27 protein-coding genes are annotated in these 24,727 nt (G+C 60.8%); 9 read left to right on the top strand and 18 right to left on the bottom strand.

Features of this window, described 5'->3' with window-relative positions; genetic code table 11:
- Positions 1 to 41: 41 nt before the first annotated feature.
- On the top strand, positions 42 to 326 hold the full coding sequence (locus CW354_RS03085) for a YMGG-like glycine zipper-containing protein (RefSeq protein ID WP_104828587.1): 285 nt from the start codon (positions 42 to 44) through the stop codon (positions 324 to 326).
- A gap of 49 nt (positions 327 to 375) precedes the next feature.
- On the opposite strand, the gene CW354_RS03090 is transcribed toward CW354_RS03085, so the two are convergent.
- From CW354_RS03090 to CW354_RS03115, 6 genes are all read right to left on the bottom strand, one after another.
- A complete protein-coding gene (locus CW354_RS03090) occupies positions 376 to 627 on the bottom strand; it encodes a hypothetical protein (protein WP_133162147.1) in 252 nt (83 codons plus the stop codon).
- Between the two features lie 11 nt (positions 628 to 638).
- Positions 639 to 1,544 carry an alpha/beta hydrolase gene (locus tag CW354_RS03095; protein ID WP_104828589.1) on the bottom strand — a complete coding sequence of 302 codons (906 nt, stop codon included), beginning with the start codon at positions 1,542 to 1,544 and terminating at the stop codon, positions 639 to 641.
- Between the two features lie 72 nt (positions 1,545 to 1,616).
- Positions 1,617 to 3,641: a TonB-dependent receptor gene (locus CW354_RS03100; protein WP_165793493.1), complete on the bottom strand. Its 2,025-nt coding sequence runs from the start codon at positions 3,639 to 3,641 to the stop codon at positions 1,617 to 1,619.
- A gap of 44 nt (positions 3,642 to 3,685) precedes the next feature.
- On the bottom strand, positions 3,686 to 4,702 hold the full coding sequence (locus CW354_RS03105; RefSeq protein ID WP_104828591.1) for a fumarylacetoacetate hydrolase family protein: 1,017 nt from the start codon (positions 4,700 to 4,702) through the stop codon (positions 3,686 to 3,688).
- Positions 4,703 to 4,712: 10 nt separating this feature from the next.
- On the bottom strand, positions 4,713 to 4,943 hold the full coding sequence (locus tag CW354_RS03110) for a DUF6980 family protein (RefSeq protein WP_104828592.1): 231 nt from the start codon (positions 4,941 to 4,943) through the stop codon (positions 4,713 to 4,715).
- Position 4,944: 1 nt separating this feature from the next.
- Complete coding sequence (locus CW354_RS03115; protein WP_104828593.1) at positions 4,945 to 6,078, bottom strand: homogentisate 1,2-dioxygenase; 1,134 nt, start codon at positions 6,076 to 6,078, stop codon at positions 4,945 to 4,947.
- A 218-nt stretch (positions 6,079 to 6,296) separates the two neighbouring features.
- Between CW354_RS03115 and trxB the strand changes: the two genes are divergently transcribed.
- Positions 6,297 to 7,253, top strand: coding sequence for a thioredoxin-disulfide reductase (gene trxB / locus CW354_RS03120; RefSeq protein WP_104828594.1), 957 nt, complete (start codon positions 6,297 to 6,299; stop codon positions 7,251 to 7,253).
- Here trxB and CW354_RS03125 read toward each other — a convergent pair whose 3' ends face one another.
- The 6 genes from CW354_RS03125 to CW354_RS03145 are packed head-to-tail and all read right to left on the bottom strand — an operon-like array spanning position 7,254 to position 13,731.
- Positions 7,254 to 7,691: a VOC family protein gene (locus CW354_RS03125; protein ID WP_104828595.1), complete on the bottom strand. Its 438-nt coding sequence runs from the start codon at positions 7,689 to 7,691 to the stop codon at positions 7,254 to 7,256.
- Between the two features lie 21 nt (positions 7,692 to 7,712).
- The gene (locus tag CW354_RS03130) at positions 7,713 to 8,573 is read right to left on the bottom strand and encodes a beta-keto acid cleavage family enzyme (RefSeq protein ID WP_104828596.1); all 861 of its coding nucleotides are present in this window, start codon (positions 8,571 to 8,573) and stop codon (positions 7,713 to 7,715) included.
- Between the two features lie 2 nt (positions 8,574 to 8,575).
- Entirely contained in the window at positions 8,576 to 10,534 is a 1,959-nt protein-coding gene (locus tag CW354_RS03135; RefSeq protein WP_104828597.1) for an acetyl/propionyl/methylcrotonyl-CoA carboxylase subunit alpha, read from the bottom strand.
- Positions 10,531 to 11,712: an acyl-CoA dehydrogenase family protein gene (locus CW354_RS03140; RefSeq protein ID WP_104828598.1), complete on the bottom strand. Its 1,182-nt coding sequence runs from the start codon at positions 11,710 to 11,712 to the stop codon at positions 10,531 to 10,533. The genes CW354_RS03135 and CW354_RS03140 overlap by 4 nt, the downstream gene beginning before the upstream one ends.
- A 19-nt stretch (positions 11,713 to 11,731) precedes the next feature.
- Entirely contained in the window at positions 11,732 to 12,115 is a 384-nt protein-coding gene (locus CW354_RS22920) for a hypothetical protein (protein WP_133162148.1), read from the bottom strand.
- Positions 12,116 to 12,120: 5 nt separating this feature from the next.
- Positions 12,121 to 13,731, bottom strand: coding sequence for an acyl-CoA carboxylase subunit beta (locus CW354_RS03145; RefSeq protein WP_104828599.1), 1,611 nt, complete (start codon positions 13,729 to 13,731; stop codon positions 12,121 to 12,123).
- 111 nt (positions 13,732 to 13,842) lie between these two features.
- Here CW354_RS03145 and CW354_RS03150 point away from each other — a divergent pair, with 111 nt between their 5' ends.
- Positions 13,843 to 14,397 (top strand): gamma-glutamylcyclotransferase family protein, encoded by a 555-nt coding sequence (locus CW354_RS03150; RefSeq protein WP_165793494.1) that lies wholly within the window; start codon positions 13,843 to 13,845, stop codon positions 14,395 to 14,397.
- On the opposite strand, the gene CW354_RS03155 is transcribed toward CW354_RS03150, so the two are convergent.
- Genes CW354_RS03155 through CW354_RS03160 form a run of 3 tightly spaced genes read right to left on the bottom strand, consistent with a single transcriptional unit; the run spans position 14,394 to position 16,098 of the window.
- A complete protein-coding gene (locus CW354_RS03155; RefSeq protein ID WP_207764641.1) occupies positions 14,394 to 14,954 on the bottom strand; it encodes a c-type cytochrome in 561 nt (186 codons plus the stop codon). The two genes, CW354_RS03150 and CW354_RS03155, sit on opposite strands and share 4 nt — an antisense overlap.
- A 35-nt stretch (positions 14,955 to 14,989) precedes the next feature.
- Positions 14,990 to 15,484 carry a hypothetical protein gene (locus CW354_RS22925; RefSeq protein WP_133162149.1) on the bottom strand — a complete coding sequence of 165 codons (495 nt, stop codon included), beginning with the start codon at positions 15,482 to 15,484 and terminating at the stop codon, positions 14,990 to 14,992.
- Positions 15,481 to 16,098: a glutathione S-transferase family protein gene (locus CW354_RS03160; protein WP_104828601.1), complete on the bottom strand. Its 618-nt coding sequence runs from the start codon at positions 16,096 to 16,098 to the stop codon at positions 15,481 to 15,483. The genes CW354_RS22925 and CW354_RS03160 overlap by 4 nt, the downstream gene beginning before the upstream one ends.
- A 76-nt stretch (positions 16,099 to 16,174) precedes the next feature.
- On the opposite strand from CW354_RS03160, the gene CW354_RS03165 reads away from it, so the two are divergent.
- Positions 16,175 to 17,350 carry an acyl-CoA dehydrogenase family protein gene (locus CW354_RS03165; protein ID WP_104828602.1) on the top strand — a complete coding sequence of 392 codons (1,176 nt, stop codon included), beginning with the start codon at positions 16,175 to 16,177 and terminating at the stop codon, positions 17,348 to 17,350.
- Here the strand turns inward: CW354_RS03165 and CW354_RS03170 are convergent.
- Positions 17,347 to 18,897 (bottom strand): long-chain-fatty-acid--CoA ligase, encoded by a 1,551-nt coding sequence (locus CW354_RS03170; protein WP_104828603.1) that lies wholly within the window; start codon positions 18,895 to 18,897, stop codon positions 17,347 to 17,349. The two genes, CW354_RS03165 and CW354_RS03170, sit on opposite strands and share 4 nt — an antisense overlap.
- Before the next feature lie 151 nt (positions 18,898 to 19,048).
- On the opposite strand from CW354_RS03170, the gene CW354_RS03175 reads away from it, so the two are divergent.
- From CW354_RS03175 to CW354_RS03195, 5 genes are all read left to right on the top strand, one after another.
- Positions 19,049 to 20,014: an NAD(P)H-dependent flavin oxidoreductase gene (locus tag CW354_RS03175; protein WP_104828604.1), complete on the top strand. Its 966-nt coding sequence runs from the start codon at positions 19,049 to 19,051 to the stop codon at positions 20,012 to 20,014.
- A gap of 3 nt (positions 20,015 to 20,017) precedes the next feature.
- Positions 20,018 to 20,500, top strand: a complete 483-nt coding sequence (locus CW354_RS03180) for a CreA family protein (RefSeq protein ID WP_104828605.1) — start codon at positions 20,018 to 20,020, stop codon at positions 20,498 to 20,500.
- A 57-nt stretch (positions 20,501 to 20,557) separates the two neighbouring features.
- Positions 20,558 to 21,976: a pyruvate kinase gene (pyk, locus tag CW354_RS03185; protein WP_104828606.1), complete on the top strand. Its 1,419-nt coding sequence runs from the start codon at positions 20,558 to 20,560 to the stop codon at positions 21,974 to 21,976.
- Positions 21,977 to 22,228: 252 nt separating this feature from the next.
- The gene (locus CW354_RS03190) at positions 22,229 to 22,438 is read left to right on the top strand and encodes a hypothetical protein (protein ID WP_133162150.1); all 210 of its coding nucleotides are present in this window, start codon (positions 22,229 to 22,231) and stop codon (positions 22,436 to 22,438) included.
- Between the two features lie 92 nt (positions 22,439 to 22,530).
- Entirely contained in the window at positions 22,531 to 23,241 is a 711-nt protein-coding gene (locus CW354_RS03195) for a dienelactone hydrolase family protein (RefSeq protein WP_104828608.1), read from the top strand.
- A gap of 513 nt (positions 23,242 to 23,754) precedes the next feature.
- On the opposite strand, the gene CW354_RS03200 is transcribed toward CW354_RS03195, so the two are convergent.
- Positions 23,755 to 24,129: a TfoX/Sxy family protein gene (locus tag CW354_RS03200; RefSeq protein ID WP_104828609.1), complete on the bottom strand. Its 375-nt coding sequence runs from the start codon at positions 24,127 to 24,129 to the stop codon at positions 23,755 to 23,757.
- Positions 24,130 to 24,358: 229 nt separating this feature from the next.
- Entirely contained in the window at positions 24,359 to 24,727 is a 369-nt protein-coding gene (locus CW354_RS03205; RefSeq protein WP_104828610.1) for a HesB/IscA family protein, read from the bottom strand.

Here is a 24,727-nt window from a genome sequence, read left to right on the forward strand (position 1 = left end):
CGTAAAACGTAAAACGGAGCGGCAAATAGGGAGCAAACCCCATGAGACTTCTTCTTTCTTCCGCTGTCAGCGGTTTGATGCTGGTTTCCGCCTGCACGCAATCCGGCACGGCCGAACGCAATGCCGCCTATGGCGCGGCCGCCGGCGCCGTCGGCGGCGCGATCACCGGTTGCGAACGCTCGAACGAATGCTGGAACCGCGCCCGGAACGGCGACAGGCGCTATTACGACCAACGCGCCGGCCGGTACTACTATGTCGACCCGCAATATGGAGACACATGGTGGGAAAACGGCGAGTTCCGTTCCTATGGACCGGGCCGTCCGTAAAATAATCCGTAAAGCAACATTTTGACCGCGCTTCGCGCCCGCGCCGGGATTATTCCTCGCGCGGGCGTTTGTTTTTATTCTTGCCCATCTGACTGATCGCAATCATCGTCAGGGTCGGAACAAAACCGTCAATCTGGCCTGTCGGGTCGGCAAGCTCCCAGAAAGCAAAGAGCCCCGGCCAGCCAAAGAGTCCGATTGCAGCGACGCCAAGTCCTGCATCCACAAAGATTTCAGCGCCCGGAATGCGGCCGACCGTGAAATCGACAAGGTCGAGAATGATCGCAATGACGAGCTTCGCCATGTCGCTGCGCATTAGGCAGCCTCCGCCTTCGTGCTCTCTTCAATGAAGGCGGCGGCTTCGCGAATCGCCTTCATGGCTTCGGGAAAACGTCCCGGAAAGATCGGCCAGACATGGATAAGGCCTTTTTCCATCATGAGCGTCGCCTGCACGTCCGCTTTATCGAGCTTTTCCTTGAGCCTTGTGGAATCATCACGCAGGACTTCGCTCTCGCTCGCAAAAATCAGCATGGGGGGCAATCCCGCGAGATCGCCATAAAGCGGCGAAGCCAGCGGCGCTTTCGGGTCCGCCTCGCCGAGATAGCGCTTGGCGCCTTCGACGATATAGACCTTCTTGAACATGGCGTCTGATTTTTCATTCTCATCGAGCGAGGCGCCGGTGGTCGCAAGATCCGTCCAGGGCGAGAGAAGCAGCGCGCCCGCCGGCATGGGCAATCCCCGCGCCTTGATCGACAAGAGCAGCGCCAGGGCCAAACCGCCGCCCGCGGAATCGCCGCCGACAACCATTTCGCCCGGGTCGCGTCCCTGCGACAGGAGCCATTCATAAGCCTCCACCGCGTCGTCGACGGCCGCCGGAAAGAGATGCTCCGGCGCCATCCGGTAATCAAGAGAGAAGATTTCCGCCCGCGCCGCTTTGGCCAGCGCGTAGGTGAAGGCGCTGTGGGATTTCGGCGAGCCGAACACATAGCCGCCGCCATGGAGATACAGCACCGTGCGTCCGGCTTCGGCGTTTTCCGCGCGGTGCCATTCGCCTTTCACCGGGCCTTCTAGGACCTCGCGCGTCACGCCCTCAGGCGGATGTTTCGGCGCCAGGGCGTCCGCCCCGTCGCGCAAGGTCTTCCCGTCTATCAGGTGAATAGGCTTCGAGCGGAATGTCGCTCTCATAAACCAGTTGAACAGTCTCGCCCGCAAACTCGGCATGCCGCCTCCCTTTTCCGGACAGGGTAGACGGTTCAACGCGGCGGGAAAAGCCTTGCCGGCATGCGCAGCCCGTTAATGGCGGTAACGCAGACCGAAGCCGAAGGTGCGCGTCTCGCCGGGGAAGTAGCGGTCATTGCCGAAAGCGTAGTCGGCCCGCTCGGCGTAAAGCTCGTCCGTGACATTCCGCACGGTGACGAACGCCGCGAGCTCTTCGGTGAGGGCCGCTTCGGCGCGCAGGTTCAAAAGATTGTGGCCGCCATATTTGTGATCATTTGCCGCATCGGTGAAATAAGACCCCATGGAGACCCATTCGGCTTCCGCGCTGACGCGCTCGACTGGACGCCAGAGAAGCCGCGTATTGGCCATGACCCGCGGCGCGGTGTCCACATCGTCGCCGAAGGAAATGTTTTCGCTGACGACGCCGGGCGTATCGTCAGGATTGCGGTCAAACCGGTAGGTGTGTTTCGCATAAGTGACGGCGCTCGAAAGCATTAGCGTTTCATGCAAAGCGATGCGCACATTCGCCTCGACGCCCACATGGCGGGTCTTGCCGTCGGCGACGTTAAAGCCGTCGGCGTCGCGGAAGAAGAAATTATTCTTGTCCATGAAAAAGCCGGCGAGTTCGAGATCGACCTGCTCGCCGAGCCCCGCCCTCACGCCGAGCTCGACCGAGTCGATTGTCTCAGGCCGCGCCTGATCGCCCGTCTGGTTGATCTGCAGGCGGTAAAGATCGGTCGTCTGGGGCGGACGGGCGCCGCGGGCGTAGCTCACATAGACGGAAGCCTCGTCGCTCAGCTCATGACGCAGGGAGAATTTCGGACTCGCCGTGACGAATTTGTCGGTCTGATCCGGCAGACGCAGGAAACGCCCGACAATGCCGTTATCCGTCTTGTTGTTGTAGTCATAGATCGTGCCGTCAACGCGCACGCCTGCAGTCGCGGTCGTGCGGGGGCTCAGCGCATACTCGGCCTGCACGAAACCGGACGCATTCACGGCTTTGACGTCGTAATCGTAATGCTGGCCTTGCGTGAACGAAAAGATCCGGGGCGCAGACTGGAATTCGGAAAGAAAACCATCCGTATATTCCGCATCGATCCCGGCGATCAGCGATAAAGAACCGGCGTCATGATAGACGGCGCTTTGCACGCCGACGCTCCAATGCCCGTTTTCCTCCAGTGAATTCGACGGCAGGAAGTGCTGCAGGAAATCCATGTCGTTCCAGCGGGCGTATGGCGTGATCTGCACGCGCGTCGCCTCGCCCGCATCGAACGAAATGGTCGATTGCAGCCGCGCCGATTTGGCGTCGCGAAAAGCCTGCGGAAAATCGTTGGTCTTGCGGATGCGCTTGTCATTCAGCGCCGCCTGCCCGAAAATATAGCCGGCCGTTTCCTGTTCGAGATTGTCGAAGGAAAAGATCGTATCGATGCTGACGCCGCCATCGTCATAAACATGACGCAAGGTGAGCTTTTGCTGGTCGAGCCCGGCGTCTTCGCGGTAGCCCGCTTCCGTCGTCGCCGAAGCGCCGGCGTAAAAGCCGTTGGCGCCTTGCCTCCCCGAAACGCTGCCTTTGAATTTGTAGCGGTCCTGGGTGTCGCCGAAGACTTCCCCGAAAACCGAAAAATCCTCCGACGGCGCCGGCGCGATCACATTGACGACGCCGTGAATGGCGTTGGCGCCGTAAAGCGCGCCGGAGGGCCCGCGTATCACTTCGATGCGGTCAGCGAGTTCATAATGGGCGTCGAAAAGGCCGTTGATGTTCGCAAAGCCCGCCGAACGGATCGGCACCCCATTTTCGAGAAACAGAAAAGAGCCCGCGCCCGCCCCGCCGGTGAGCACCGGGGAGCGGATCGCCGTCAGGTGCTCCGCGCCGGAGCCGCGGTTGAGCGATACGCCCGGCACGCGGGAAAGCGCCTCGGCAATATGATCGGCGTCGATGAGTCTCAGTTCTTCAGACGGCAGCACGCTGATGCTGAGCGGCGCTTCGGAGAGCGCCTGTTCGCGGCGCTCGGCCGTAACGACAATCGCGTCTTCAGCCAAAACAGGCGTCAGCGACGAGGCGGCGGCAAGGCCGGCGGACAACAGGATTAGGCGGGACAAGGGGCGCACTCTTTTTACAATTTCACAATACGCCGCAAGCCATACTATTTTCGTTCGTATTTCGCCACCGTCTGAGAAATCGCTCCAAAGATCGAGCGCCCCTCCCCGTCCTTCATCTTGATCTCGACAGTATCGCCGAATTTCATGAACGGGGTCTTAGCTTCGCCCTCATAGATTGTCTCGATCATGCGGATTTCGGCGATGCAGGAATAGCCGTCGCCGCCTTCCGCGATCGCCTTGCCCGGCCCGCCGTCGAGTTTGTTCGACACCGTGCCCGAACCGATGATGGTCCCGGCGCTTAAGGGGCGCGTTTTCGCCGCATGGGCGATCAATTGCGGGAAATTGAAGGTCAAATCCTTGCCGGCGTTCGCCTGGCCGAAAGGTTCGCCATTATAGCGCACCAAGAGCGGCAGGTGGACGGCGCCGCCGTCCCAGGCCTCGCCCAGCGCGTCCGGCGTCACCGCGACCGGGCTGAAAGCGCTTGAGGGTTTTGACTGGAAGAAGCCGAAGCCCTTGGCGAGCTCGCCCGGTATCAAGCCGCGCAGGGAAACGTCATTCACCAGCATGATAAGCCGGATATGGTCTTTCGCCTCTTCCGGCGTCACGCCCATGGGGACGTCGCCGGTGACGACCGCGATCTCCGCCTCCATGTCGACGCCCCAGCCCTCGTCCTGGGCCATGACAATATCGTCGCGCGGCCCGAGGAAGGAGTCCGAGCCGCCCTGATACATCAGCGGGTCTTCGTAAAAGCTTTCGGGCACTTCCGCGCCGCGCGCTTTCCTGACGAGCTCAACATGATTGATATAGGCCGAGCCGTCCGCCCACTGATAGGCGCGCGGCAAGGGCGAGGCGCATTCGCGTTCGTGAAAACGCTCGACCGGAACCGACCCTGTCTCCAGCCCTTGCGCCAATTCGCGCAAGCCGGCTTCGCATTTATCCCAGTCGTCGAGCGCCGCCTGCAGGGTCGGCGCGACGCGCGCGGCGTCGGTGTAGCGCGTCAGATCGTTCGACACGACGACCAGCCGTCCGTCGCGGCCGCCTTTTAAAGATGCGAGTTTCATGTCTTTTCCCTTATTCGGTTTCTGCGAGTTTCGTCCCGCACCATGGGCAATAGCGGATGAGAATGACGTCGCGCCCGCCGTCATGAACGATCAGCGCGAACTGGTTCAGCCCTTCATTATAGGCGATGAGGCTGTCCGGACAGTCGAACGGATCGTCATGCTCGGTGCAGTTCAACTCAAGCGCGGCTTGCATGGATTCGCAGCAAAGCGAGTCCGGATTTGGATGTTGCGTGCGCGTCATCTCAGTCCTGCGTGCGCCAGCTATTGACGTAATCCGGGTTCTCGACTGCGCCTGCGCTTTCGCCGATATCGAGCGGATCGCGCGTGTCGACCATCACGGCGTATTCGTCCGTCGCCGGTTTTTTCTGTTCCAGCATGTTTTTCAGCGCTTTCGGATGCGGCCCATGCGTAAAGCCCGACGGATGAAACGTCATCATGCCGGCGTCGATATTATCGCGGCTGAAGAAATCGCCCGCGTGATAGAAAAGCACCTCGTCGTAATCGTCATTATTGTGGAAGAACGGCACTTTCAGCGCGCCGGGATCGGTCTCGAAAGGCCGCGGCGCGAAGGTGCAGACGACGAAACGGTCCGACAGGAAAGTCGTGTGCGCTGAAGGCGGCACATGGTAGCGATGGGACATAAGCGGGCGAATGTCGCGCACATTCAAACGCACCGGCGATAATTCGCCGTGCCAGCCGACGACGTCGAGGGGATTATAAGGATAGGTGGCGACCGAAACCTCGCCGCGTTTCTTGATTTCGACCCGCGTCTCGCCGTCTTCTTCCTGATGCGCTTTGAAGGCGTCGTCGATTTTCGGCGCGTCCATGACCGCCGGATCGAAAATCGCATGAGGGCCGAGGATCCCTTTATCGGGCAATGTGTAATGGCTGTTCGTCGCCTCGATCATCAGGATCGACGCCGTCCCCTTTGGCGCGAGCCGCCACATGGTGCCGCGCGGCAGCATGATGTAATCGCCCGCTTCGAAAGCGAGATGACCGTAATCGCAGAAAAGGTCGCCCTCGCCTTCATGCACGAACAAAAGCTGGTCGCCGTCGCCATTGCGGGCGAGCGCGGGCATCGCCCCGTCGAGCTTCCAGAAGCGCAGCTCCGTCGCGCCATTGTGAAGAATGCGGGGCGCGGCCCAAGGCGAGGCGCTGGCGCCTTTCATGGCCGCAAGATCGAAGGCGCGCGGACGCAAGGGCCCCTCGAAATTCACCCAGCCCGTGGGCGGGCGCTTGTGATGCATGAAGGCGGCGGGGCCGAAAAAGCCTTCCTTGGAGATTTCCCGCTCATAGGTGCCGGCTGGCATGTCGGCGTGCGCCTGCCGCGAGGCGTCGCCTTCTATCCGGCTCGGGGTGATCCATTTGCGCGCCATTTGCGCCTCCTTCGGGCGATTCGGGGGTCATGAAATTAGTAACATTTGTTACCATTTTGCCTTCCTCCCCGCAAGCCCCGCTTTTCTCGAATGGAATAGCCGCGCCCTTTTCACAAAACAGTTAGAATGCTAACGGCTTTGTGGCTTCCGCTGACGTCTCGCAAATCAAGCGAAGGCGCCTTAAGTGACCCCTTGGCTGAACTTCGAGGATAAGTCTGATGAAAATGACCCGTTTGTTGATTCTGGGCTCCGGGCCCGCCGGCCTGACGGCCGCCATCTACGCCGCGCGCGCAGGGCTCAAACCCCTGCTCGTTCACGGGCTGCAGCCCGGCGGCCAGATGACCATCACCACGGATGTCGAGAACTATCCCGGTTTCGCCGATGTGATTCAGGGCCCCTGGCTGATGGAGCAGATGCAAAAACAGGCCGAACATGTGGGCACGGAATTCGCCAACGACCTCATCACCGATGTGGACCTGACAAAGCGCCCCTTCACTCTGACCGGCGACAGCGGCGAGACTTACGTCGCCGACGCCCTCGTCATCGCCACCGGCGCCCAGGCGAAATGGCTCGGCCTTCCTTCCGAAGAAAAGTTTCAGGGCTTCGGCGTTTCGGCCTGCGCCACTTGCGACGGGTTCTTCTATCGCGGCAAAGACGTTCTGGTGGTCGGCGGCGGCAACACCGCGGTCGAGGAAGCGCTTTATCTCGCGGGGCTCGCCAGAAAAGTCACGCTCGTGCATCGCCGTGACGAATTGCGCGCGGAAAAGATTTTACAAAAGCGCCTCTTCAACACAGAGAATATCGAGGTGATCTGGGATCACACGCTCGATGAAATTCTCGGCGATGAAAACCCGCTCGGCGTGACGGGCGCGCGCCTGAAACACATGAAGACCGATGAGACCCAAGAGGTAAAGGTCGACGGCGTCTTCATCGCCATCGGCCACAAGCCCTCGACAGAGCTCTTCGACGGCAAGCTCGCCATGAAAGATCACGGCTATCTCGTCACCAAACCGGATTCGACCGCGACCGAGATCCCCGGCGTCTATGCGGCGGGCGATGTCACCGACGACATTTACCGCCAGGCCGTGACGGCGGCGGGCATGGGCTGCATGGCCGCGCTCGAAGCGGAGAAATTCCTCGCCGAAGCGCAAGTCGAGCTCGAAGCGGCGGAGTGATCAGGCCGCAGCCGCGCCGTCGTCAAGGCTGCAATTGATCATCCACTGGACGCCGAACCGGTCCGTCGCCATGCCGAAATAAGAGCCCCAGAAGGTCTCCTGCATCGGCATGGTCACGCCGCCGCCTTCGCTCAGTTTTTCAAAAGCGGCGTCGGCGTCAGCGCGCGACGGCGGCGAATAGCAAATCGAAAAATTATTGCCTTTGACGAGCGGACCGGCATGACCTTGCGCCGTATCGGAGCCCTGCAAAACGCCGCCCGCGAAAGCGAGCGTCACATGCATGATGCGGTCTTTTTCGCCCTCGGCGACGCCCGCCATATCGGGCGGACCGTCGGAAAAGCGCTGCATAACGGCGAACTCGCCGCCGAGAACCGATCTGTAAAACTCGAAGGCTTCTTCGCAGTCGCCGTCAAAGGTCAGATAGAGATTGATGCTCATGCCCGTCTCCCCGGTTTGGCGTCATGAGAGGCCAAGCCTAGCACGGGTTTCCGCCGCTGTCGTAACCTCCCGCCCCGCCTCGCGCGCCGCCGCCGCCAGCGCCTCGATCATCTGACCGTTGGAGGAAGCTTTCTCGCCGTCCGGCAGGTAGAAACAATCCTCGAGCCCGGTGCGTAAGTTTCCGCCAAGCTCCGCCGCGCGGGCGTGAACGGCCCACACGTCGTCGCGGCCGATCACCGTCGCCTGCCAGGGCATGCCTTCCTTTTTATATTTGATGAGAAGCGGCAGGAGATCCGGGTCCGCGGGCATGCCGCTGGCGACGCCCATGACGAAATTATAGTCGGCGTAATCGGTCATGCCGTTTTCCATATAAAGCCCCACCGAACGCACGATGCCGATGTCGAAACATTCGAATTCGGGAATGATCCCGACTTCCTTCATCACGTCGATGAAGTCTTTCACTTTCGACACGGGATTGTCGAAGGTCATGGGCGGCCAAGCCCAGGAGCCATCCCTGCGCGTCTTCAAATAGTTGAGCGTGCCGGCGTTGCAGGCCGCCATTTCCGGGCGGCAGACGCGCAAATAATCGAGCACATAACCGTAATCCTGACCGATGACGCCGGTGGTCATGTTGATGACGACGCCGGGACACGCCGCGCGGATCGCCTCGTTGATCTCGGTGCAGATCGCCGGATCCCATGTGGGCAGATGGCCTTTGCCCTCTTCCTGTTGGCGGTAATGCACATGCATGATCGTCGCACCGGCGTCGAAGGCGCGTTTGGCTTCCGCCGCCATCTCTTCCGGCGTTACAGGGACGGGATGCTGTTCGGGATTGGTGAGAACGCCGGTCAGCGCGCAGGTGATGATCGCTTTTTCGGCCATGATTATTCCTCCGCCTTCAACGCGACGATTTTCGCGCGAATCGCAACCTGATCGCCTTCTTTCGCGAATACATCTGCGACAACGCCGTCGCGCGGCGCTTTTAACTGGTGCTCCATTTTCATCGCCTCGATGGTCGCGAGGACCGTTCCTTTCGATACCGGATCGCCGGGCCCGACGCGAAGGCTCGTCACCAGTCCCGCCATGGGCGCTTTCACCACATCGTCGCCGCCGGCGCTTTCGCTCGCGGGAACCAGCGTGAAATCCGTGTAGCGCTCCCAGGCGCCGTCGCAGTCGATTTCAAGGTGGTAATGATTGCGCGCATAGCGCGCCTCGCCGATGCGGTTTTCATGGCGATAGCGGATCGTGTTTTCCGTCTTTGACAGCACCTCTATCGCCGCTTCCGCACCGTCATGCGCCGCCGTCACCTTTGCGCCGTCGAGCGCGATCGCCGTCTTGACGATCTCACCGCCGCTATTGACGAGGTGCAAGGGGAAGCCTGCACTCCTCCTTGAGGCCCAACCGGTCAGGAGATTATCGAAAGACGCATCGGTCAACGCGGCGCCGGCAAGCGCAATCGCCGCTGCGCCGCCCGGCGCTTCGCGTTTGGTCAGGCGTTCAAGGTTGCGCTCGATATAACCCGTGTCGGCCTCGCCTTTCGCAAAGGCTTCGTCTCCAAGCAGCGCGATGAGAAAATCCCGGTTATGCTCAAAGCCAAGCAGCTTCGTCCGGCGCAAGGCGGCCGCAAGCTTCATCCGCGCCTCATCGCGCGTCGCGCCATAGGCGATGACTTTCGCAATCATCGGATCGTAAAAGGTCGTGACAATATCTCCAGCCTCGACGCCCGCATCTATACGCACGTCTTCCATCTCCGGAAATTCCAGCAAGCGCACTTTCCCCGAATGAGGCATGAACCCTTGCGCCGGGTCTTCAGCATAAAGCCGCGCTTCGATGGCATGGCCCTCGAAATCGATATCGCCCTGTTCGAACGGCAAAGCGTCGCCTTCAGCCACACTGAGCTGAAAGTCCACAAGGTCAAGCCCCGTCACCATTTCCGTCACCGGATGCTCGACCTGAAGGCGCGTGTTCATTTCGAGGAAATAAAATTCGTCCCGCGCCGGATCGTAGAGAAACTCCACCGTGCCGGCGCCTGCATAACCCACCGCCTGCGCCGCCTTCACTGCGGCGGCGCCCATCTCCTCGCGTTTTTCCGCGCCGATCACCGGCGACGGCGCTTCCTCGATGACTTTCTGGTTGCGCCGCTGCAGGGAACAGTCGCGTTCGCCGAGATGAACGCAACTGCCATGCGCGTCGGCTAAGATTTGGATCTCAACATGACGCGCGCCTGTAACCGCGCGTTCGATGATGAGCCGGTCGTCGCCGAAGGCGCTTTTCGCCTCTTTGCGCGCCGATTGAATGGCGTCGGCAAGCGCCTCCCTGTCTTCGACGATGCGCATGCCGCGCCCGCCGCCGCCGGCCGACGCCTTCACCATCACCGGAAAGCCGACCTTCTCCGCTTCCTTCAAAAGCGTTTCATCGGACTGGTCCTCGCCCTGATAGCCGGGCACGCACGGAACGCCCGCCTCGATCATGCGGGCCTTGGCCTCAGCCTTGTCGCCCATGGCGGCGATGGCCTCCGCCGGCGGGCCCACAAAGATCAGCCCAGCGTCTGTGCACGCTCGGGCGAAATCCGCGCGCTCCGATAAAAAGCCGTAACCCGGATGCACCGCATCGGCGCCGGACGCCTTCGCGGCGCCAATCACCGCTTCGATGTTGAGATAACTCTGCGCGGCTTCAGACCCGCCAATGCAGATCGCTTCACCCGCCATGCGCCCATGAAGCGCGCCCGCATCGGCATCGGAAAAAACGGCGACCGTCGCAATGCCCCGCGCCCGCGCCGTCTTCATGATGCGGCAGGCAATCTCGCCGCGATTGGCGATGAGGAGTTTTTTGATGGCGCTCATGCCTTGTTCGATTTTCCGGGGAGCGTGCCCATATATTTGCAGATGATGGAGAGCATGACCTCGTCGGCGCCGCCGCCGATGGAGCCGAGGCGCCCGTCGCGATAGGCGCGGGAGACCGGCGTTTCCTCCATGAAACCCATGCCGCCCCAATATTGCAGGCACGCATCGTTCACCTCGCGCGCAACGCGCCCGGCTTTCAGCTTCGCCATGGAGGCGAGCATCACCGCATCCTCGCCCGCCATCATTTTCTCGACCGCATCCCAGGTCAGCGAGCGCAGCATCTGCACTTCCGTCTTCAATTCGGCGAGGCGGAAATGCACCACCTGATTGTCGAGAATGGATTTGCCGAAGGCCTTGCGCTGGCGCGCATAGTCGACAGTGTCATCGATGGTTTCGTCGAGGCTGATGAGGGTCGACAGCGCGCACCAGAGCCGCTCCTCCTGGAACTGCATCATCTGATACATGAACCCGGCGCCTTCTTCCCCGATGCGATAGCGCTGGGGCACGCGCACATCCTCGAAATAAAACTCCGCCGTGTCGGAGGAGCGCATGCCGAGTTTTTTGAGCTTGCGCGCGACGATGACGCCATCGCGGTGTTTGCCGCTGTCGTCTTTCAGCGGCAGGCAGATCAGCGTCTTGTTCTGGTGCACCGGCCCCTCGCCAGTATTCGCCAGCAAGCACATCCAGTCGGCCTGCGTGCCGCTGGTGGTCCACATCTTGCCGCCATTGATGACGTAATCGTCGCCGTCTTTTTTCGCCGTCGTCTTGATCGACGCGACATCGGACCCGGCGCCGACTTCGGAAACGCCAAGACAGGCGACATAGTCGCCGGAAATGGAGGGCCGGAGGAAATCCTCTTTCGCGTCGTCCGTGCCGAAACGCGCAAGCGCCGGCGTCGCCATGTCGGTCTGAACGCCGATGGCCATAGGGACGGCGCCGCATTTGATATGACCCAGCGTTTCGGCGACGACCGCGCCGTAAGACCAGTCGAGTCCCATGCCGCCATAGGCTTCGGGCTTGGTGACGCCGAGGAGGCCGAGATTTCCGAGCCCCTTGAACACCTCATGGGCGGGAAAGATTCCCGCCTCCTCCCACTCATCCACATGCGGATTGATTTCCGCCTCGATGAAACTCTTCAGCGTCTTGCGGATCTGGTCGTGTTCGGTGGTGAGTTTCATTTTTTCCTCGATCATGCGATCATATAATACTGGCAACAATACCAGTTAGTCCGAAAAACGACGCCACTGTAGTAACTTTCCAATTTGGCAAGCCAGCAGCTCGCATATATTTTGCAGAGAAAACTGAAATCAATGGAAGAAAAATCAACGCCACAGCGATTGTCATTCGTATGCCCGTGACTTTCTCGCCTAGTTCGAATGAGGTCGCGAGGTTGGAAGCATGTGTTCCTCCCATGAACAGCAAAAATCCAAACCAAAGCAAATATGCGAGTTGTTTTGAATTTTTCGAAATTGAATTATCATTCAAATAAGCTTGGCTCGGACCCCCAATAGCAAAACTGAGAATGAGCGTTACAAACATTAAAACGGCTGCAATTATTGATGCCATTTGGTAAATAGACATTCCGTTCACATCCTCGCCACGCCGAAGACGTTCGGCCTTAACGCGCGATGCTCAGCTTCTGCGACCGTATCGAGACAGAAGGCCAGCATTTTACGGCTGTCGCGCGGATCGATAAGCCCGTCATCCCACAGCCGCGCTGTTGCAAAAAGCGCCGTCGATTCCGCGTCATAAGTATCGACGATATGCTTCGCCATGCCGTCTAGAAACTCGGCGTTCGGCTCTTCGCCTTTTCGGCGCGCGCCTTCCTCCGCGACGATGCGCATGGTTTTCGCCGCCTGTTCGCCGCCCATGACGGCGATGCGGTTGTTGGGCCAGGCGAAAATGAAGCGCGGATCGAAGGCGCGCCCGCACATGCCGTAATTCCCGGCCCCGAACGAAGCGCCAATATGCAAGGTGATTTTCGGCACGCGCATATTGGTCACCGCCTGGATCATCTTCGACCCATGCTTGACGATGCCGTGCTGTTCGGCGTCGGTCCCGACGAGATAGCCAGTGGTGTTCTGCAGAAAGACGACCGGATTGCCCGCCTGCTCCATCAGCTGAATGAACTGCGCGACCTTGGCGGCGCCGTCGGCGTCGATGGGCCCGTTATTGGAAATGATCCCGACTTCGTGGCCGGCGATCGCGGCTTGGGTGCACAGCGTCGCGGGTCCGTAACCGTCCTTGAAGCCGAGCATGTCCGAGCCGTCGACGAGCCGCGCAATCACCTCGCGGCTATCGTAAGGCTGGCGGTAATCCACCGGCACGATGCCAAGCAAATCTTCGGCGCTGTAAAGCGGCTCCTCATACTCGCGCGTTTCACCAGTCTTGTCCCAGCCGAGCTTCGCCACGATCTCGCGGGCAATGCGCAGGCCGTCGCCGTCGTCCTCGGCCATATATTCCGCCGTGCCGGAGACGTGATAATGCATCTCCGCGCCGCCGAGTTCCTCATCCGTGGCGATTTCGCCCGTGGCGGCTTTCAGTAAAGGCGGCCCCGCGAGAAAGACTTTCGACTTGCCGCGCACCGCGACCACATAATCGGAAAGCCCCGTCTGATAGGCGCCCCCCGCCGTCGACGATCCGTGCACCACGGATATGACCGGACAGCCGGCGGCGGAAAGCCGCGCGAGGTTGGCGAAGGTGCGCCCGCCCGGCACGAACATTTCGGCCTGGCGCATGAGATTGGCGCCGGCGCTTTCGATGAGCTGGACGAAAGGCAGTTTATTCTCGAGCGCCAGCGCCTGCGCTCTTAAGGCTTTATGGACGCCCATGGGCGTCGCCGCGCCGCCCTTGATGCCGCTGTCCGACGCCGAGACGACGCATCTGATGCCGGAGATGAAGCCGATGCCGGACATCCCGCCGCCGCCGGAAATATTTTTATCCCCGTCATCGTCATGCATCTTGTAGCCGCAGAGCGTCGAGATCTCGACGAAAGGCGCGCCGCGATCGAGCACCAGCGCCAGACGTTCGCGCGGCAGAAGCTGGCCCCGCTTTTCGAATTTCGGCTTGGCGCGGGCGGAGTTTTCGATGACCTTTTGCTCGAGCGCGCGGAAGTCCTCGATCAGTTTTAAATGATCGGCGCGGTTTTTCGCGTAAGCTTCGCTTCGCGGATCGATCTCGCTTTCAAAAACCGGCATCGTTTCCCTTGGATTCTTGTTTTCACGGATCATCGCCCAGCGCGGGCCGCCGGGTCAAACGCTTCGCGCAGCCTCTGGACATGCCGCAAAAGGCGCTTATCTGAAGCTCTCATGAAGACCGTGCCCTATTTCGCCTATGGCTCGAACATGCTGACGGCGCGCCTCGCCGCCCGCTGCCCCAGCGCGCGCCTTATCGGGCCGGCTGAAGTTTCGCGCCATCGCCTCGCCTTTTCCAAGCGCAGCCATGACGGGTCGGGCAAGGCGACCCTGGCGGCGTCCGGCGCCGAACATGACGTTACATTGGGAATATTGTTCGAAATCGGGATCGAGGACATGCCGGCCCTCGACGAGGCGGAAGAACGGGGAACCGGTTATGACCGTTTCGACGCGTTCGACGTTCATTGCATGACGCGGGGCGAGATCGTTCCACACATCACTTACCTGGCGCGCGCGCCGGTAACAGGGCTTCTTCCTTATGACTGGTATCTGGCGCTGATCGTCGCCGGGGCTCGCGAACATGAGCTTGGCGAGACTTACGTCAAGGCGCTTATCGATACGCCTTGCGCGCCCGACCCGCAGCCTGACCGCCCGGGCCGGCGCATCGCCCTCGCCGCGCTCAACGAAGCGGGCTACGCCGACGAGGCCGACGCGCTCAAAAGCCGCTAGTAGTCTTCTTCGTCCAACCCGGGAATGCGCTCGCCGCGCTGGAGATAGTCCGCCCAGTCGTCGCTGCGCCAGTGCGGCGCGTCGATAAACCAGTCGCGCATCTCCGCCGGGATCGACTCCTCGGTCAGGAGCTTCTGCTCCTCCGGGCTGGCGGCGAAGGCGGCGAGATCGGCGATGTCCTGCGCGTCGAGATCGATGACATAGCCGAGCTCCACCGCCTGCAACGCAGTCATCGCCGGGGCGCCGCGCCACATGCGCGCGGAAAAGTCGAGCGGATTGACCGCATCCGGCGCCGAAGCGGCGGAAAGATCGGGCGCGGCCGTCCCGCCGACGCCGTTCACCTGGTGGCAGATGACGCAGCCGCGGGTGATGAACTGAAGCCGTCCGCGGCGCGCATTCATGTCCGGCGTTTCCGCCATGACCGGCGCGGGCGGCTGCGTCAGGCCCTCGCGCACCGCATCGGGTTTATTGGTTTCCTGCGCAGCATCTTCGCCGCAGGCCACGGTTCCGGCAAGCGCCAGCACGGGGAGAATTTTGAAGAGAACGGGCAATTTCATGGAATAGTCTCCATAGGTTTAAAGGGCTGGCATAACTATCCTAGGAAGTCATCTTCCCATTTCTTACGAGCTTTTTTTACTTTCTTTTGGGAGGCCCAATTTATACGTCCAAATGTATCAGAGAGACCAACTTTGCTTGGATTCTCGGCTAGAAGACTATCCTGCACCCATGGGAATATAAGAGTTACCTTCTCCCCAACATCTAGACGCTTAGGTAGCTGACCAGATAACAAATTTTCGTAATCGTGAATCATAACTCCTCTGCTAGATTTTCTCATTACTCTATCCAAAATGTTTCCTCTACGAAAATTGATCACTTGGAGATGCACATTACCAGGCCCATGATTAACAGCGTCAATAATTAGTTTATCCTCTGGCTGAAGACCCGCCGGATAAATTCGCGCTTTATCGATAGACACAACCACTTTTGGTTTGAGAATCACATCTCTGTATATATTCCACCCAAGTGATATTGCCGATATAATAATAGCTGCGACACTTACTATAATTGTGATTACAGTTGCAGTCATTGGTTTGTATCTTTCGCTATTGACCGCTGAAAACCCTTTCTCCCGGTCAATCTATCCCACCAGTCTTTTACATTGGGGCTCATGGCTTCGGTAATGCCGAGCGTATTCGCAAAATAGAGGGCGTAACCGACGCAGATATCGGCCATCGTAAAACGGTCCGCACAGAGATAGTCGCGGGCCTCGAGCGCCGCCTCGACGGCGCGCCAGCGGCCGAGAAACCATTTGCGGTAATCCTCTGCGACCTGCGGCTGGCGGCGCTCTTCGGGCTCCAGCGCCGAATAGCGAAAGACCAGGGTCTGCGGAAAGGTGAGCGTCGCATCGGACCTGTGCAGCCAGTTGAGATAGGCGCCGTACTCTTTTTCGTCCGGACTGACGGCGAGCGGCGTCGGGCCGTATCGAACGCCCAGATATTCGCAGATGCCGGCGCTTTCGGTCATCGTCACATCGCCGTCGATGAAACAGGGCACGGTGCCGAGCGGGTTTACCTCCTTATAGGCTTTGTCGAAGACCCGCGGCGGAAACTGCAAAGTGACGAGCTCATAATCGAGTCCCATTTCCTCCAGCGCCCAAACGCAGCGCAGCGACCGCGCGCCCTGACAATGATAGAGTTTCATCGGCAACCATCCTTTCGCTGACGGCATATGTAGCGCTGCGTTGACGCCCGCTCAAATGAGGAAGACAGTCACGCCCATGACAGAGCCGCTCTCTTTCGACGTAACGCGCCTGCCCTCGCCGCATCTCAATGACAGCCATGAGGCGTGGCGCCAAACGGTGCGCGCTTTCGTCGACCGCGAAATCAGCCCCCATGTGAACGAATGGGACGAAGCCGGCGCCTTTCCGCGCGAATTGCACAAGAAGGCCGCGGCCGCGGGCCTCATCGGTCTTGGCTTTCCGGAAGAGTATGGCGGGATCAGCGACGGCGTCGACGTCTTCCATTCGCTGATCGCGGCCGAAGAGCTCGCCCGCGCCGGCTCCGGCGGCCTTGTCGCCGGGCTGATGACTCACGGCATCGGCCTGCCGCCAATTATCGCGCTCGGCTCGGAAGAGTTGAAACAGCGCATCGCCCCGGCGGTCCTCGCCGGCGACAAGCTGATCGCACTTTGCGTCACCGAGCCCTCCGGCGGCTCCGACGTCGCCAATCTTAAAACCAAGGCCGTGAAGAAAAACGGCGGCTATATCGTCAACGGCGAAAAGACCTTCATCACAAGCGGGCGCCGCGCCGACTATCTGACCGTCGCCGTGCGAACGGGAAGCGGCGGCGCTGGCGGTCTGTCTTTCCTCCTCATCGAAGCTGACCGACCGGGAATCACGCGCACGCCGCTGAAGAAAATGGGCTGGTGGATGTCGGACACCGCCAGCATCCATTTCGATGATGTCGCCGTTCCGGCGGAAAACCTCATCGGCCAGGAGAATGCGGGCTTCGCCGGCATCGTCGCCAATTTCAATATGGAGCGGCTGTCCATGGCGGCGCAGGCGGTCGCCTTCGCCCGCGTTTGCATTGAGGACGCCGCGGCATGGGCGCGCGACCGCCAGACCTTCGGCAAGCCGCTCGCAAAACATCAGGTCATCCGCCACAAATTCGCGGAGATGACGCGGATGACAAACGCCACGCAAAGCTATCTCGACCATTGCGCCTGGCGCGTGATGAAAGGCGAGTCGCCCGTCGCCGAACTCTCGCTCCTGAAAGTTCAGGCGACGCGAACGATGGAGTTCTGCGCCCGCGAAGCGATGCAGATTTTGGGCGGCGCCGGTTTCATGCGCGGGTGCCGCGTCGAGCGCATTTATCGCGAAGTGCGCGTCATGGCCATCGGCGGCGGTTCGGAAGAGATCATGAACGATCTCGCCGCAAGACAGATGGGCCTTTAAGCGGTCTGCCCGGCTCTCAACGCCGTTTTCAAAATCTTGCCCGAGGGATTGCGCGGCAGCGCGTCGATAAACTCCACATACTTCGGCTGCTTGAAGTCCGCAATCTTGCCCTGGAGAAAGTCTTTGACGCCCGCCTCGTCGAGATCGGCGCCGGCGCGTTTGACGGCGACGACTTTCACGACCTCGCCCCATTTCTCATCCGGCGCGCCGATAACGGCGACATCGGCAATCCCGGGACATTTGGCCAGCACATTTTCGATTTCGGCCGGATAAATATTTTCACCGCCGGAAATGATCATGTCCTTGATGCGGTCGACCACATAGATGAAACCGTCCTCGTCCATATAGCCGGCGTCGCCCGACCAGTACCAGCCGTCCCGGATCGCCTTTCCCGTCGCCTGCGCGTTCATCCAATAGCCGTCCATGATGAAGGGCGCTTGCGCGACGATTTCGCCGGTTTCGCCCTGAGGCAGTTCCTCGCCGGTCGCGGGGTCGCAGATTTTGACGGCGCAGCCGGGAAACGGCCGCCCCGCGGAAACCCGCTGGGCTTGCCCTTTCGCATGGTCGTCATGCTGGAGCGTCGAGACGGCGCCGGTCGTCTCGGTCATCCCGTAAAACTGAGTGAACGCGGCGTTTGGCGCGGCGGCCATGGCCGCATCGAGCAGCGGCTCGGGCATGGGCGCCGCGCCATAGCTGATCCCGGCGAATTTCTCGAGCGAAACGCCCGCGCTCTTCGCCGCCTCCAGGATCATCATGATCATCGCCGGCACGAAGAAGGAATTGATCGGCGACTCGCCCTGCAGCTCTTTTACGATGGCGGCGGGATCGAACTGGCGGTGCTGGATGACCGGCATGGACCGGGCAATCCCCATGATCCCGAAATTGACGCCCGCCACATGGAAATGCGGCAGGGCGTGCAGCATCGCCTCATCCTCCGTCTGCGGCATGATGACGGCGGCGCCGGCGCCGGCGGCGCCGACCTCGTAGTAGCAACGATGGGTGAGGATCACGCCTTTCGGCAGACCTGTGGTGCCGCTGGTGTAAAGCTGCACGACAATGTCGTCGGGCGACGGTTCGAAATCCGGCTCTTCGGCCTCCTGCGCGTCAAGAAGCGCGTCAAAGCAATCAGGCCCGCCCGTTTCCAGCACCATGGTTTTGACGCCGCCCGCGCCGCCTTCTTTTTCCAGCGCTTCGAGAAACATGGTTTCGCCGAGCAGAAGCGCCGGCTTTGCGTCCGCGATAATCTGCGCGACCTCCGTCGGGGCGAGGCGCCAGTTCACCGGCGTCATCACGGCGCCGATCTTCATGGCGCCGAACAGCGCGTCCCAGAAAGTCGCCACATTGCGCGCGAGCCAGACGATCCGGTCGCCGCGCCCGACGCCCAGCGCCGTCAGCGCCTGCGCCGCGCGATTGGCGCGCTCATTCATCTCTCCATAGGTGAACCGGCGGCCTTCAAAGATCAGCCCGGTCTTGTCAGGCTGACGACGCGCCTGTTCGCGAATCAGGTCGGCGATGATGGGCGGGTTGAGGATCTCGCGCTGGCTCATGTCTCTCCCTGTCGTTTTCTTTGGTTTGCAGGGAAATTACGCCGGGAATGAACGCCAAGGCAATCGCCGCTGTGGCGCGCTTTTCTGCCTTTACCGCTTGCAGGACGCGCCCTGCTCCCTTTAGCTAGACCGAAGATCTCAGGAGAAATTCATGCCGTCCCTTGAAGAGATTAAGTCCAAACTGCGCCTGCCCGTCATCGGCGCGCCGATGTTCATCGTCTCGACGCCGAAGCTGGTCATCGCCCAGTGCCAGGCGGGCGTCATCGGCTCTTTCCCGGCGCTCAACGCCCGGCCCGCCGAAAAGCTCGACGAATGGCTTGTGGAAATCAAGGAGGCGCTGGCCCGCCACGAAGAAAAGCAGCCGAACCTTCCAACAGCCCCTTACGCCGTCAATCAGATCGTGCACCGCACAAACGAACGGCTGATGCATGACGTCGAGGCTTGCGTGAAGCACGAAGTCCCCATCGTCATCACCTCGCTCGGCGCGCGCGAAGAAGTTTACGAGGCGATCCACTCCTATGGCGGGATCGTCCTGCACGACGTCATCAACAATACGTTCGCAAGGAAAGCGATCGAGAAAGGCGCCGACGGCCTTATCTGCGTCGCCGCCGGCGCCGGCGGCCATGCGGGCGTCATCTCGCCTTTCGCGCTGGTGCAGGAAATCCGCGAATGGTTCGACGGCCCCCTCGCCTTGTCCGGCTCCATCGCCCGGGGACAATCCGTTCTCGCGGCCGAAGCCATGGGCGCCGATTTCGGTTATGTGGGCTCGGCCTTTATCGCGACAGAAGAAGCGAACGCCGACGACGCTTACAAGCAGGGCATTGTCGACGGGCGCGCAGACGATATTCTCTACACCAACTATTTTTCCGGCGTACACGGCAATTACCTGAAGCCTTCGATCAGGAACGCCGGGCTCGACCCCGACAATCTGCCTGAAAGCGATCCGTCGAAAATGGATTTCAAATCCGGCGGCGAAAACGCCAAGAAAGTCTGGAAAGACATCTGGGGCTGCGGCCAGGGAATCGGCGCCGTCACGGAAGTCACGACGACCGCCGCCCTCGTCGACCGCTTTGCCCGGGAATATGACGCGGCGAAGTTGAAACTTTGCGGGCGCTGATCCATGCGCGACCTCTTTATACTCGCCGGTCTCTTCGCCGCCCTCGCCGCCTGCGGCCGCAGCGACACGGAAGTCGGCGAATTCAAGAACGACTGGATCGGCAACGAGATCAAGGTGGAGGCCCTCGCCGACCCGAAAGTCGAAGGCGTCACCTGTCATCTCTCTCATTTCGACCGCGGCTTCTGGGACCGGGTGGCGAAAGGCAACTGGTTCGAGGACCCATCCAACGCCTCCATCGCCTGCCGCCAGACCGGACCGATCCGCATCGGCGATATCGACATGGGCAAGGACGGCGAGGAAGTCTTCTCCCAGCGCATCAGCCTCGTCTTCAAATCCATGGCGGTGCGCCGGATTTACGACGCCGAGCACAAGACCCTGATCTATGTCGCCTTTAGCCGGCGGCCCGTGGAGGGTTCGGCGAAAATGGCGATTTCGACGATTTCGCTCTATGGCGAGGACGCCGTGATCGCCGCGCCGGAAGAATAAGCCCCGTCTCCGATAGGGTGTTCCAAGGCGGGGCGAAACCGCGTAGCGTCGGCGCCCATGCGAAACCGTCTTTGTAAAATCGTCGCCACCATCGGCCCGGCGAGCGCCTCGCCCTCCATGCTGCGTCTCCTTTTCAATGCGGGCGTCGACGTCTTCCGGCTGAATATGAGCCATGGGGATCACGACAAGCTGGCCGGCGTCGCCAAGGCCATCCGCGAGATCGAGAAGGAGACCGGCGTCCCGCTCTCCATGTTCGCCGATCTTCAGGGGCCGAAAATCCGCACCGGCGCCTTCGCCGGGGACGGCATCACGTTGCGGTACGGCGCGGAATACAAGCTTTCCCTCTCTTCGGAATCGACTGACGAAAACGTCATTCCGATCCCGCACAAGGAGCTTTTGGACGTCCTGCATCCGGGCGACATCCTGAAACTCGATGACGGCCGGCTGCAGCTCACTGTCAGCCAACGCACCGACCGCCGGATCATCGCCAAGGCCGACACGCCGGGCGAGCTTAAGAACCGCAAGGGCATCAACGTGCCGGGCCGGCGCCTGCCGATTTCGGCGCTGACCGAGAAAGACAAGGCCGATCTCGATTTCGCGCTTTCCATCGGCGTCGATTATGTCGCCCTTTCTTTCGTGCAGCAGCCGGACGACGTGCGCGAGGCGCGCGAGCTCATCAAGGGGCGCGCCGGGGTGATCGCGAAAATCGAAAAGCCTTCCGCGGTCGAGCATATCGACGAAATCGTCGATCTCTCCGACGCGATCATGGTCGCCAGAGGCGATCTCGGGGTCGAATGCGCGCCCGAGGACGTGCCGCTGATGCAGCGGCGCATCGTGCGCGCCTGCCGCTGGGCCGGCAAGCCGGTGATCGTCGCGACGCACATGCTTGAATCCATGGTGGAGTCGATCGCGCCGACCCGCGCCGAAGCCTCGGACGTATCGACCGCCGTGTTTCAGGGCGCCGACGCCGTGATGCTGTCGGCCGAAACCGCCGTCGGGCGCCATCCGCCCACCGCCGTCGCCATCATGGACCGCATCATCGCGGCGACGGAGCGCGACGACGAATCCGGCAGCTATAAAAGCTTCCCCCGCCAGGACGACGACTATGCGACCGCCGACGCCATCACCCTGTCAGCGCGGCGCATCGCCGAAGTGCTCGACTGCAAATTCGCCGTCGCCTACACCAAGACCGGCTCCACGGCGCAGCGGCTTTCGCGCGACCGGCCCCATTGCCCCGTGATCGCCGCGACGCCGGACGAGACGGTCGCGCGCAAGCTGGCGCTCTATTGGGGCGTGCGCTCGGTGGTCACCAGCGACATCTCTCATTTTCATGAGATGATCGAAAAGGCGGACGCCCTCGCCAAGGCCAATGGCGGCGAAAACGGCGAGCGCATCATCATTCTCGCGGGCTATCCTTTCGGGCGGCCCGGCAAGACCAACACGCTCAAGATCAGCCGCATCGGCGCGCTCGAATAATCTTTCCTTCACCATAAGCTGTCATAAATCGTCGCGTCTTCGCCCCTTTTTGCGGGTGGAGGACGCGACCTTCCCCGGTCATATGGAATCCGCGCGGCGCGGCGCCCCTTCCGAGGGGGCGACGCCCGCGCAAAGCCGGACAGAGATCCGGCGAAACGCCGCCTTTCCGCCTGTTCCGGGCGAATGACGGCGCCATGAGGGAACGAAATGCGCCCGCCGGTTGTTCTCACGGCGGTAAGGCTGGAGGCGATCATGCGTATTGTGACAAACGACAAACAACAGCTTTTCATCATCACGTCGGACAACAATGTTTGCCGCTTCGTCGGCGCACGGCCGTCGCAGACAAACCCTTTGCGCGCGCCCGCGCCGGCGCCCGAACGCGCAACCATTGCGCAATCCTTTCTCGCCGCCTGTTCCGGCGTCGCGGAAAGCCTGCACCGGGCGGCGGCGCGCCGGCAATAAGGCGTCATTCGCCCGAAATAAAAAAGCGCGGGCTGACAAACGCCCCGCAGACTGGCAAAACGTTTCCGGCAAGCTGACGGAGGAGACGAGCCATGACGGTGACGACGCGCGCGCTGGATTACACGATCGACGGCAAGGACTACGAAGCTTTTATCGCCGCGCCCAAGGGCGATCCCGCGCCGCTGGTGCTCATCGCTCACGCCTGGGCCGGACGCTCGCAATTCGAAAACGACAAAGCGCACGCCCTCGCCGAACTCGGCTTCACCGGCGTCGCCATCGATCTTTTCGGCAAGGGCGTGCTCGGCCAGTCGAAAGAAGAATGCCAGGGCCTCATCAAACCCCTCGTTGAAAACCGGCCGATGCTGCAGGATCTCCTGAAGGCCAATATCGATACTATGAAAGACCAGCCCGAAGCCGACGCGAACAAAGTCGCGGCCATCGGCTTTTGTTTCGGCGGGCTTTGCGTCCTCGACATCGCCCGCGCCGGCGCGGATATTGACGGCGTCGTCAGCTTTCACGGCCTCCTCAAGGCGCCGGGCAACACCGTCGACACAATCACGGCGAAAGTCCTCGCGCTGCATGGCTGGGACGATCCCATGGCGCCGCCCGACGATGTGAAGGCCTTCGGCGAAGAGATGACCAAAGCCAAAGCCGACTGGCAGCTTCACGCCTATGGCGGGACCATGCACGCTTTCACCAACCCGGCCGCGAACGATCCGGATTTCGGCACGGTCTATGACGAGAAAGCCGACAAGCGCTCCTGGGCCTCCATGCGGCTCTTCCTGAACGAGCTCTTCGCGTAAAGCCGGCCCCCGCGTGAAACAATTTACGTAAAACGAAGTCTTCCTTTCTTTTAAACGGCGTCTTTGCTGGCTTTCAGCCAAGTTTGGCGCCATTTGCGACAATTGTTCCACGGCGTGTTTCACGGGGCGTCTCCTGTTCCGCTGTCATCGCGCACGCGCTGCACTATGAAATAGCGCCGCGCGAAATGCGGGACTCATAAATGGATCCCGGGCTCTGACTTCGTCAGCTCCGGGATGACAGCAAAGCATGATAAGCCCGCCACGACATTGGTGGACAACTGCGCACCGAATGCGGGATTCCTGCAGGAATTCATCAATTCTGATGAATTTTCCGGGCTGTGACTCGCGTTATTGGGGTGATGATCCCAACACCAAAAACCATTCATTCCCGCCCCCGGGTCGGGTCAAAGGCCCGCCCGAGGACAGGCTCCGGCGGGAATCCAGAAATGCCGAAACCTGTATGGATCCCCGCTTACGCGGGGATGAGCGGGTGTGGCTACGCCGGCCTGTTCTCTAAGCCTTAGCCTTGTTGGCTTTCTTCTTCGTCTTCTTCGCCGGTTTCTTGGCGCGCGCTGAAGCGGCGAGCGCTAATCCCGTCCAATGCCTCAACGCATCATTGTCGTCGAAGATGTCTTCGGGCGCGTTGTAATAAGACATGGTTCCGGTCTTGCCGTTCATCTCCACTTCGAAGGGGTGCAGCCCTGCTTCTTCGAACTCGGGCCGGGAGACGTCATCGACCTTGAACCAGACATCGTCGTCGCCGCAGATCGCGAAAATCGCGCCGTCGCAATACACCCCCGCCCCGCCGAACATCTTGCGCACGGTGATTTCGCCGAAGGGCGAAAAGAGGTCTTTAATGTAATCGAGATAGGACGCGGACGGCGCCATGCCCGAACTCTCCTCCTCCGCTCATCCCGGCGAAAGCCGGGATCCAGAATAATTAGCATCTCCCCATTATCGCCTCCCCACGGCTCGACCGTGGGGCCCATCTTGCAAAATGTCCACCTTGCTGGACGCCACGCTTAAAGCGTGGCGAGCCGCGGCTGGAGGATGAAAACCTTTCTGTTAAAAGTCTCTTTTACTAGATCCCGGCTTTCGCCGGGATGAGCGGGCCTTTTTAAGCCTCGGCCTTGGCCGGCACAATCGTCACGCTTTCGCCGCAGCCGCAGGCGTCGGTCTGGTTCGGGTTGTTGAAGACGAAGCGCTGCGAGAGTTTCTCGGTGACGTAATCGACTTCCGTCCCGATGAGAAAAAGGATCGCCTTCGGATCGATGAGGATCTTGATCCCGTTCTCTTCGACGACCTCGTCGAGCGCGGCCTGCTCGGTCGCGTAATCCATGGTGTATTCCATGCCGGCGCAACCGCCGTTCTTCACGCCGATCTTGACGCCGATATAATTCTCGTCGGCGGCGGACATGATTTCCTGCATGCGCTCGGCGGCGCGATCGGTCAGGGTTATGACTTTCGGTCTCGGACGTCTCGCCAT

The organism is Hyphococcus luteus (assembly GCF_002943565.1).
GTDB lineage: Bacteria > Pseudomonadota > Alphaproteobacteria > Caulobacterales > Parvularculaceae > Hyphococcus > Hyphococcus luteus.

Excerpts from the sequence above, each read along its gene's own strand:
- CW354_RS03085 (WP_104828587.1), top strand. The coding sequence starts at position 42 with ATGAGACTTCTTCTTTCTTCCGCTGTCAGCGGTTTGATGCTGGTTTCC.
- CW354_RS03090 (WP_133162147.1), bottom strand. The coding sequence starts at position 627 with ATGGCGAAGCTCGTCATTGCGATCATTCTCGACCTTGTCGATTTCACG.
- CW354_RS03095 (WP_104828589.1), bottom strand. The coding sequence starts at position 1,544 with ATGCCGAGTTTGCGGGCGAGACTGTTCAACTGGTTTATGAGAGCGACA.
- CW354_RS03105 (WP_104828591.1), bottom strand. The coding sequence starts at position 4,702 with ATGAAACTCGCATCTTTAAAAGGCGGCCGCGACGGACGGCTGGTCGTC.
- CW354_RS03110 (WP_104828592.1), bottom strand. The coding sequence starts at position 4,943 with ATGACGCGCACGCAACATCCAAATCCGGACTCGCTTTGCTGCGAATCC.
- CW354_RS03115 (WP_104828593.1), bottom strand. The coding sequence starts at position 6,078 with ATGGCGCGCAAATGGATCACCCCGAGCCGGATAGAAGGCGACGCCTCG.
- trxB (WP_104828594.1), top strand. The coding sequence starts at position 6,297 with ATGAAAATGACCCGTTTGTTGATTCTGGGCTCCGGGCCCGCCGGCCTG.
- CW354_RS03125 (WP_104828595.1), bottom strand. The coding sequence starts at position 7,691 with ATGAGCATCAATCTCTATCTGACCTTTGACGGCGACTGCGAAGAAGCC.
- CW354_RS03130 (WP_104828596.1), bottom strand. The coding sequence starts at position 8,573 with ATGGCCGAAAAAGCGATCATCACCTGCGCGCTGACCGGCGTTCTCACC.
- CW354_RS03135 (WP_104828597.1), bottom strand. The coding sequence starts at position 10,534 with ATGAGCGCCATCAAAAAACTCCTCATCGCCAATCGCGGCGAGATTGCC.
- CW354_RS03140 (WP_104828598.1), bottom strand. The coding sequence starts at position 11,712 with ATGAAACTCACCACCGAACACGACCAGATCCGCAAGACGCTGAAGAGT.
- CW354_RS22920 (WP_133162148.1), bottom strand. The coding sequence starts at position 12,115 with ATGTCTATTTACCAAATGGCATCAATAATTGCAGCCGTTTTAATGTTT.
- CW354_RS03145 (WP_104828599.1), bottom strand. The coding sequence starts at position 13,731 with ATGCCGGTTTTTGAAAGCGAGATCGATCCGCGAAGCGAAGCTTACGCG.
- CW354_RS03150 (WP_165793494.1), top strand. The coding sequence starts at position 13,843 with ATGAAGACCGTGCCCTATTTCGCCTATGGCTCGAACATGCTGACGGCG.
- CW354_RS03155 (WP_207764641.1), bottom strand. The coding sequence starts at position 14,954 with ATGAAATTGCCCGTTCTCTTCAAAATTCTCCCCGTGCTGGCGCTTGCC.
- CW354_RS22925 (WP_133162149.1), bottom strand. The coding sequence starts at position 15,484 with ATGACTGCAACTGTAATCACAATTATAGTAAGTGTCGCAGCTATTATT.
- CW354_RS03160 (WP_104828601.1), bottom strand. The coding sequence starts at position 16,098 with ATGAAACTCTATCATTGTCAGGGCGCGCGGTCGCTGCGCTGCGTTTGG.
- CW354_RS03165 (WP_104828602.1), top strand. The coding sequence starts at position 16,175 with ATGACAGAGCCGCTCTCTTTCGACGTAACGCGCCTGCCCTCGCCGCAT.
- CW354_RS03170 (WP_104828603.1), bottom strand. The coding sequence starts at position 18,897 with ATGAGCCAGCGCGAGATCCTCAACCCGCCCATCATCGCCGACCTGATT.
- CW354_RS03175 (WP_104828604.1), top strand. The coding sequence starts at position 19,049 with ATGCCGTCCCTTGAAGAGATTAAGTCCAAACTGCGCCTGCCCGTCATC.
- CW354_RS03180 (WP_104828605.1), top strand. The coding sequence starts at position 20,018 with ATGCGCGACCTCTTTATACTCGCCGGTCTCTTCGCCGCCCTCGCCGCC.
- pyk (WP_104828606.1), top strand. The coding sequence starts at position 20,558 with ATGCGAAACCGTCTTTGTAAAATCGTCGCCACCATCGGCCCGGCGAGC.
- CW354_RS03190 (WP_133162150.1), top strand. The coding sequence starts at position 22,229 with ATGCGTATTGTGACAAACGACAAACAACAGCTTTTCATCATCACGTCG.
- CW354_RS03195 (WP_104828608.1), top strand. The coding sequence starts at position 22,531 with ATGACGGTGACGACGCGCGCGCTGGATTACACGATCGACGGCAAGGAC.
- CW354_RS03200 (WP_104828609.1), bottom strand. The coding sequence starts at position 24,129 with ATGGCGCCGTCCGCGTCCTATCTCGATTACATTAAAGACCTCTTTTCG.
- CW354_RS03205 (WP_104828610.1), bottom strand. The coding sequence starts at position 24,727 with ATGGCGAGACGTCCGAGACCGAAAGTCATAACCCTGACCGATCGCGCC.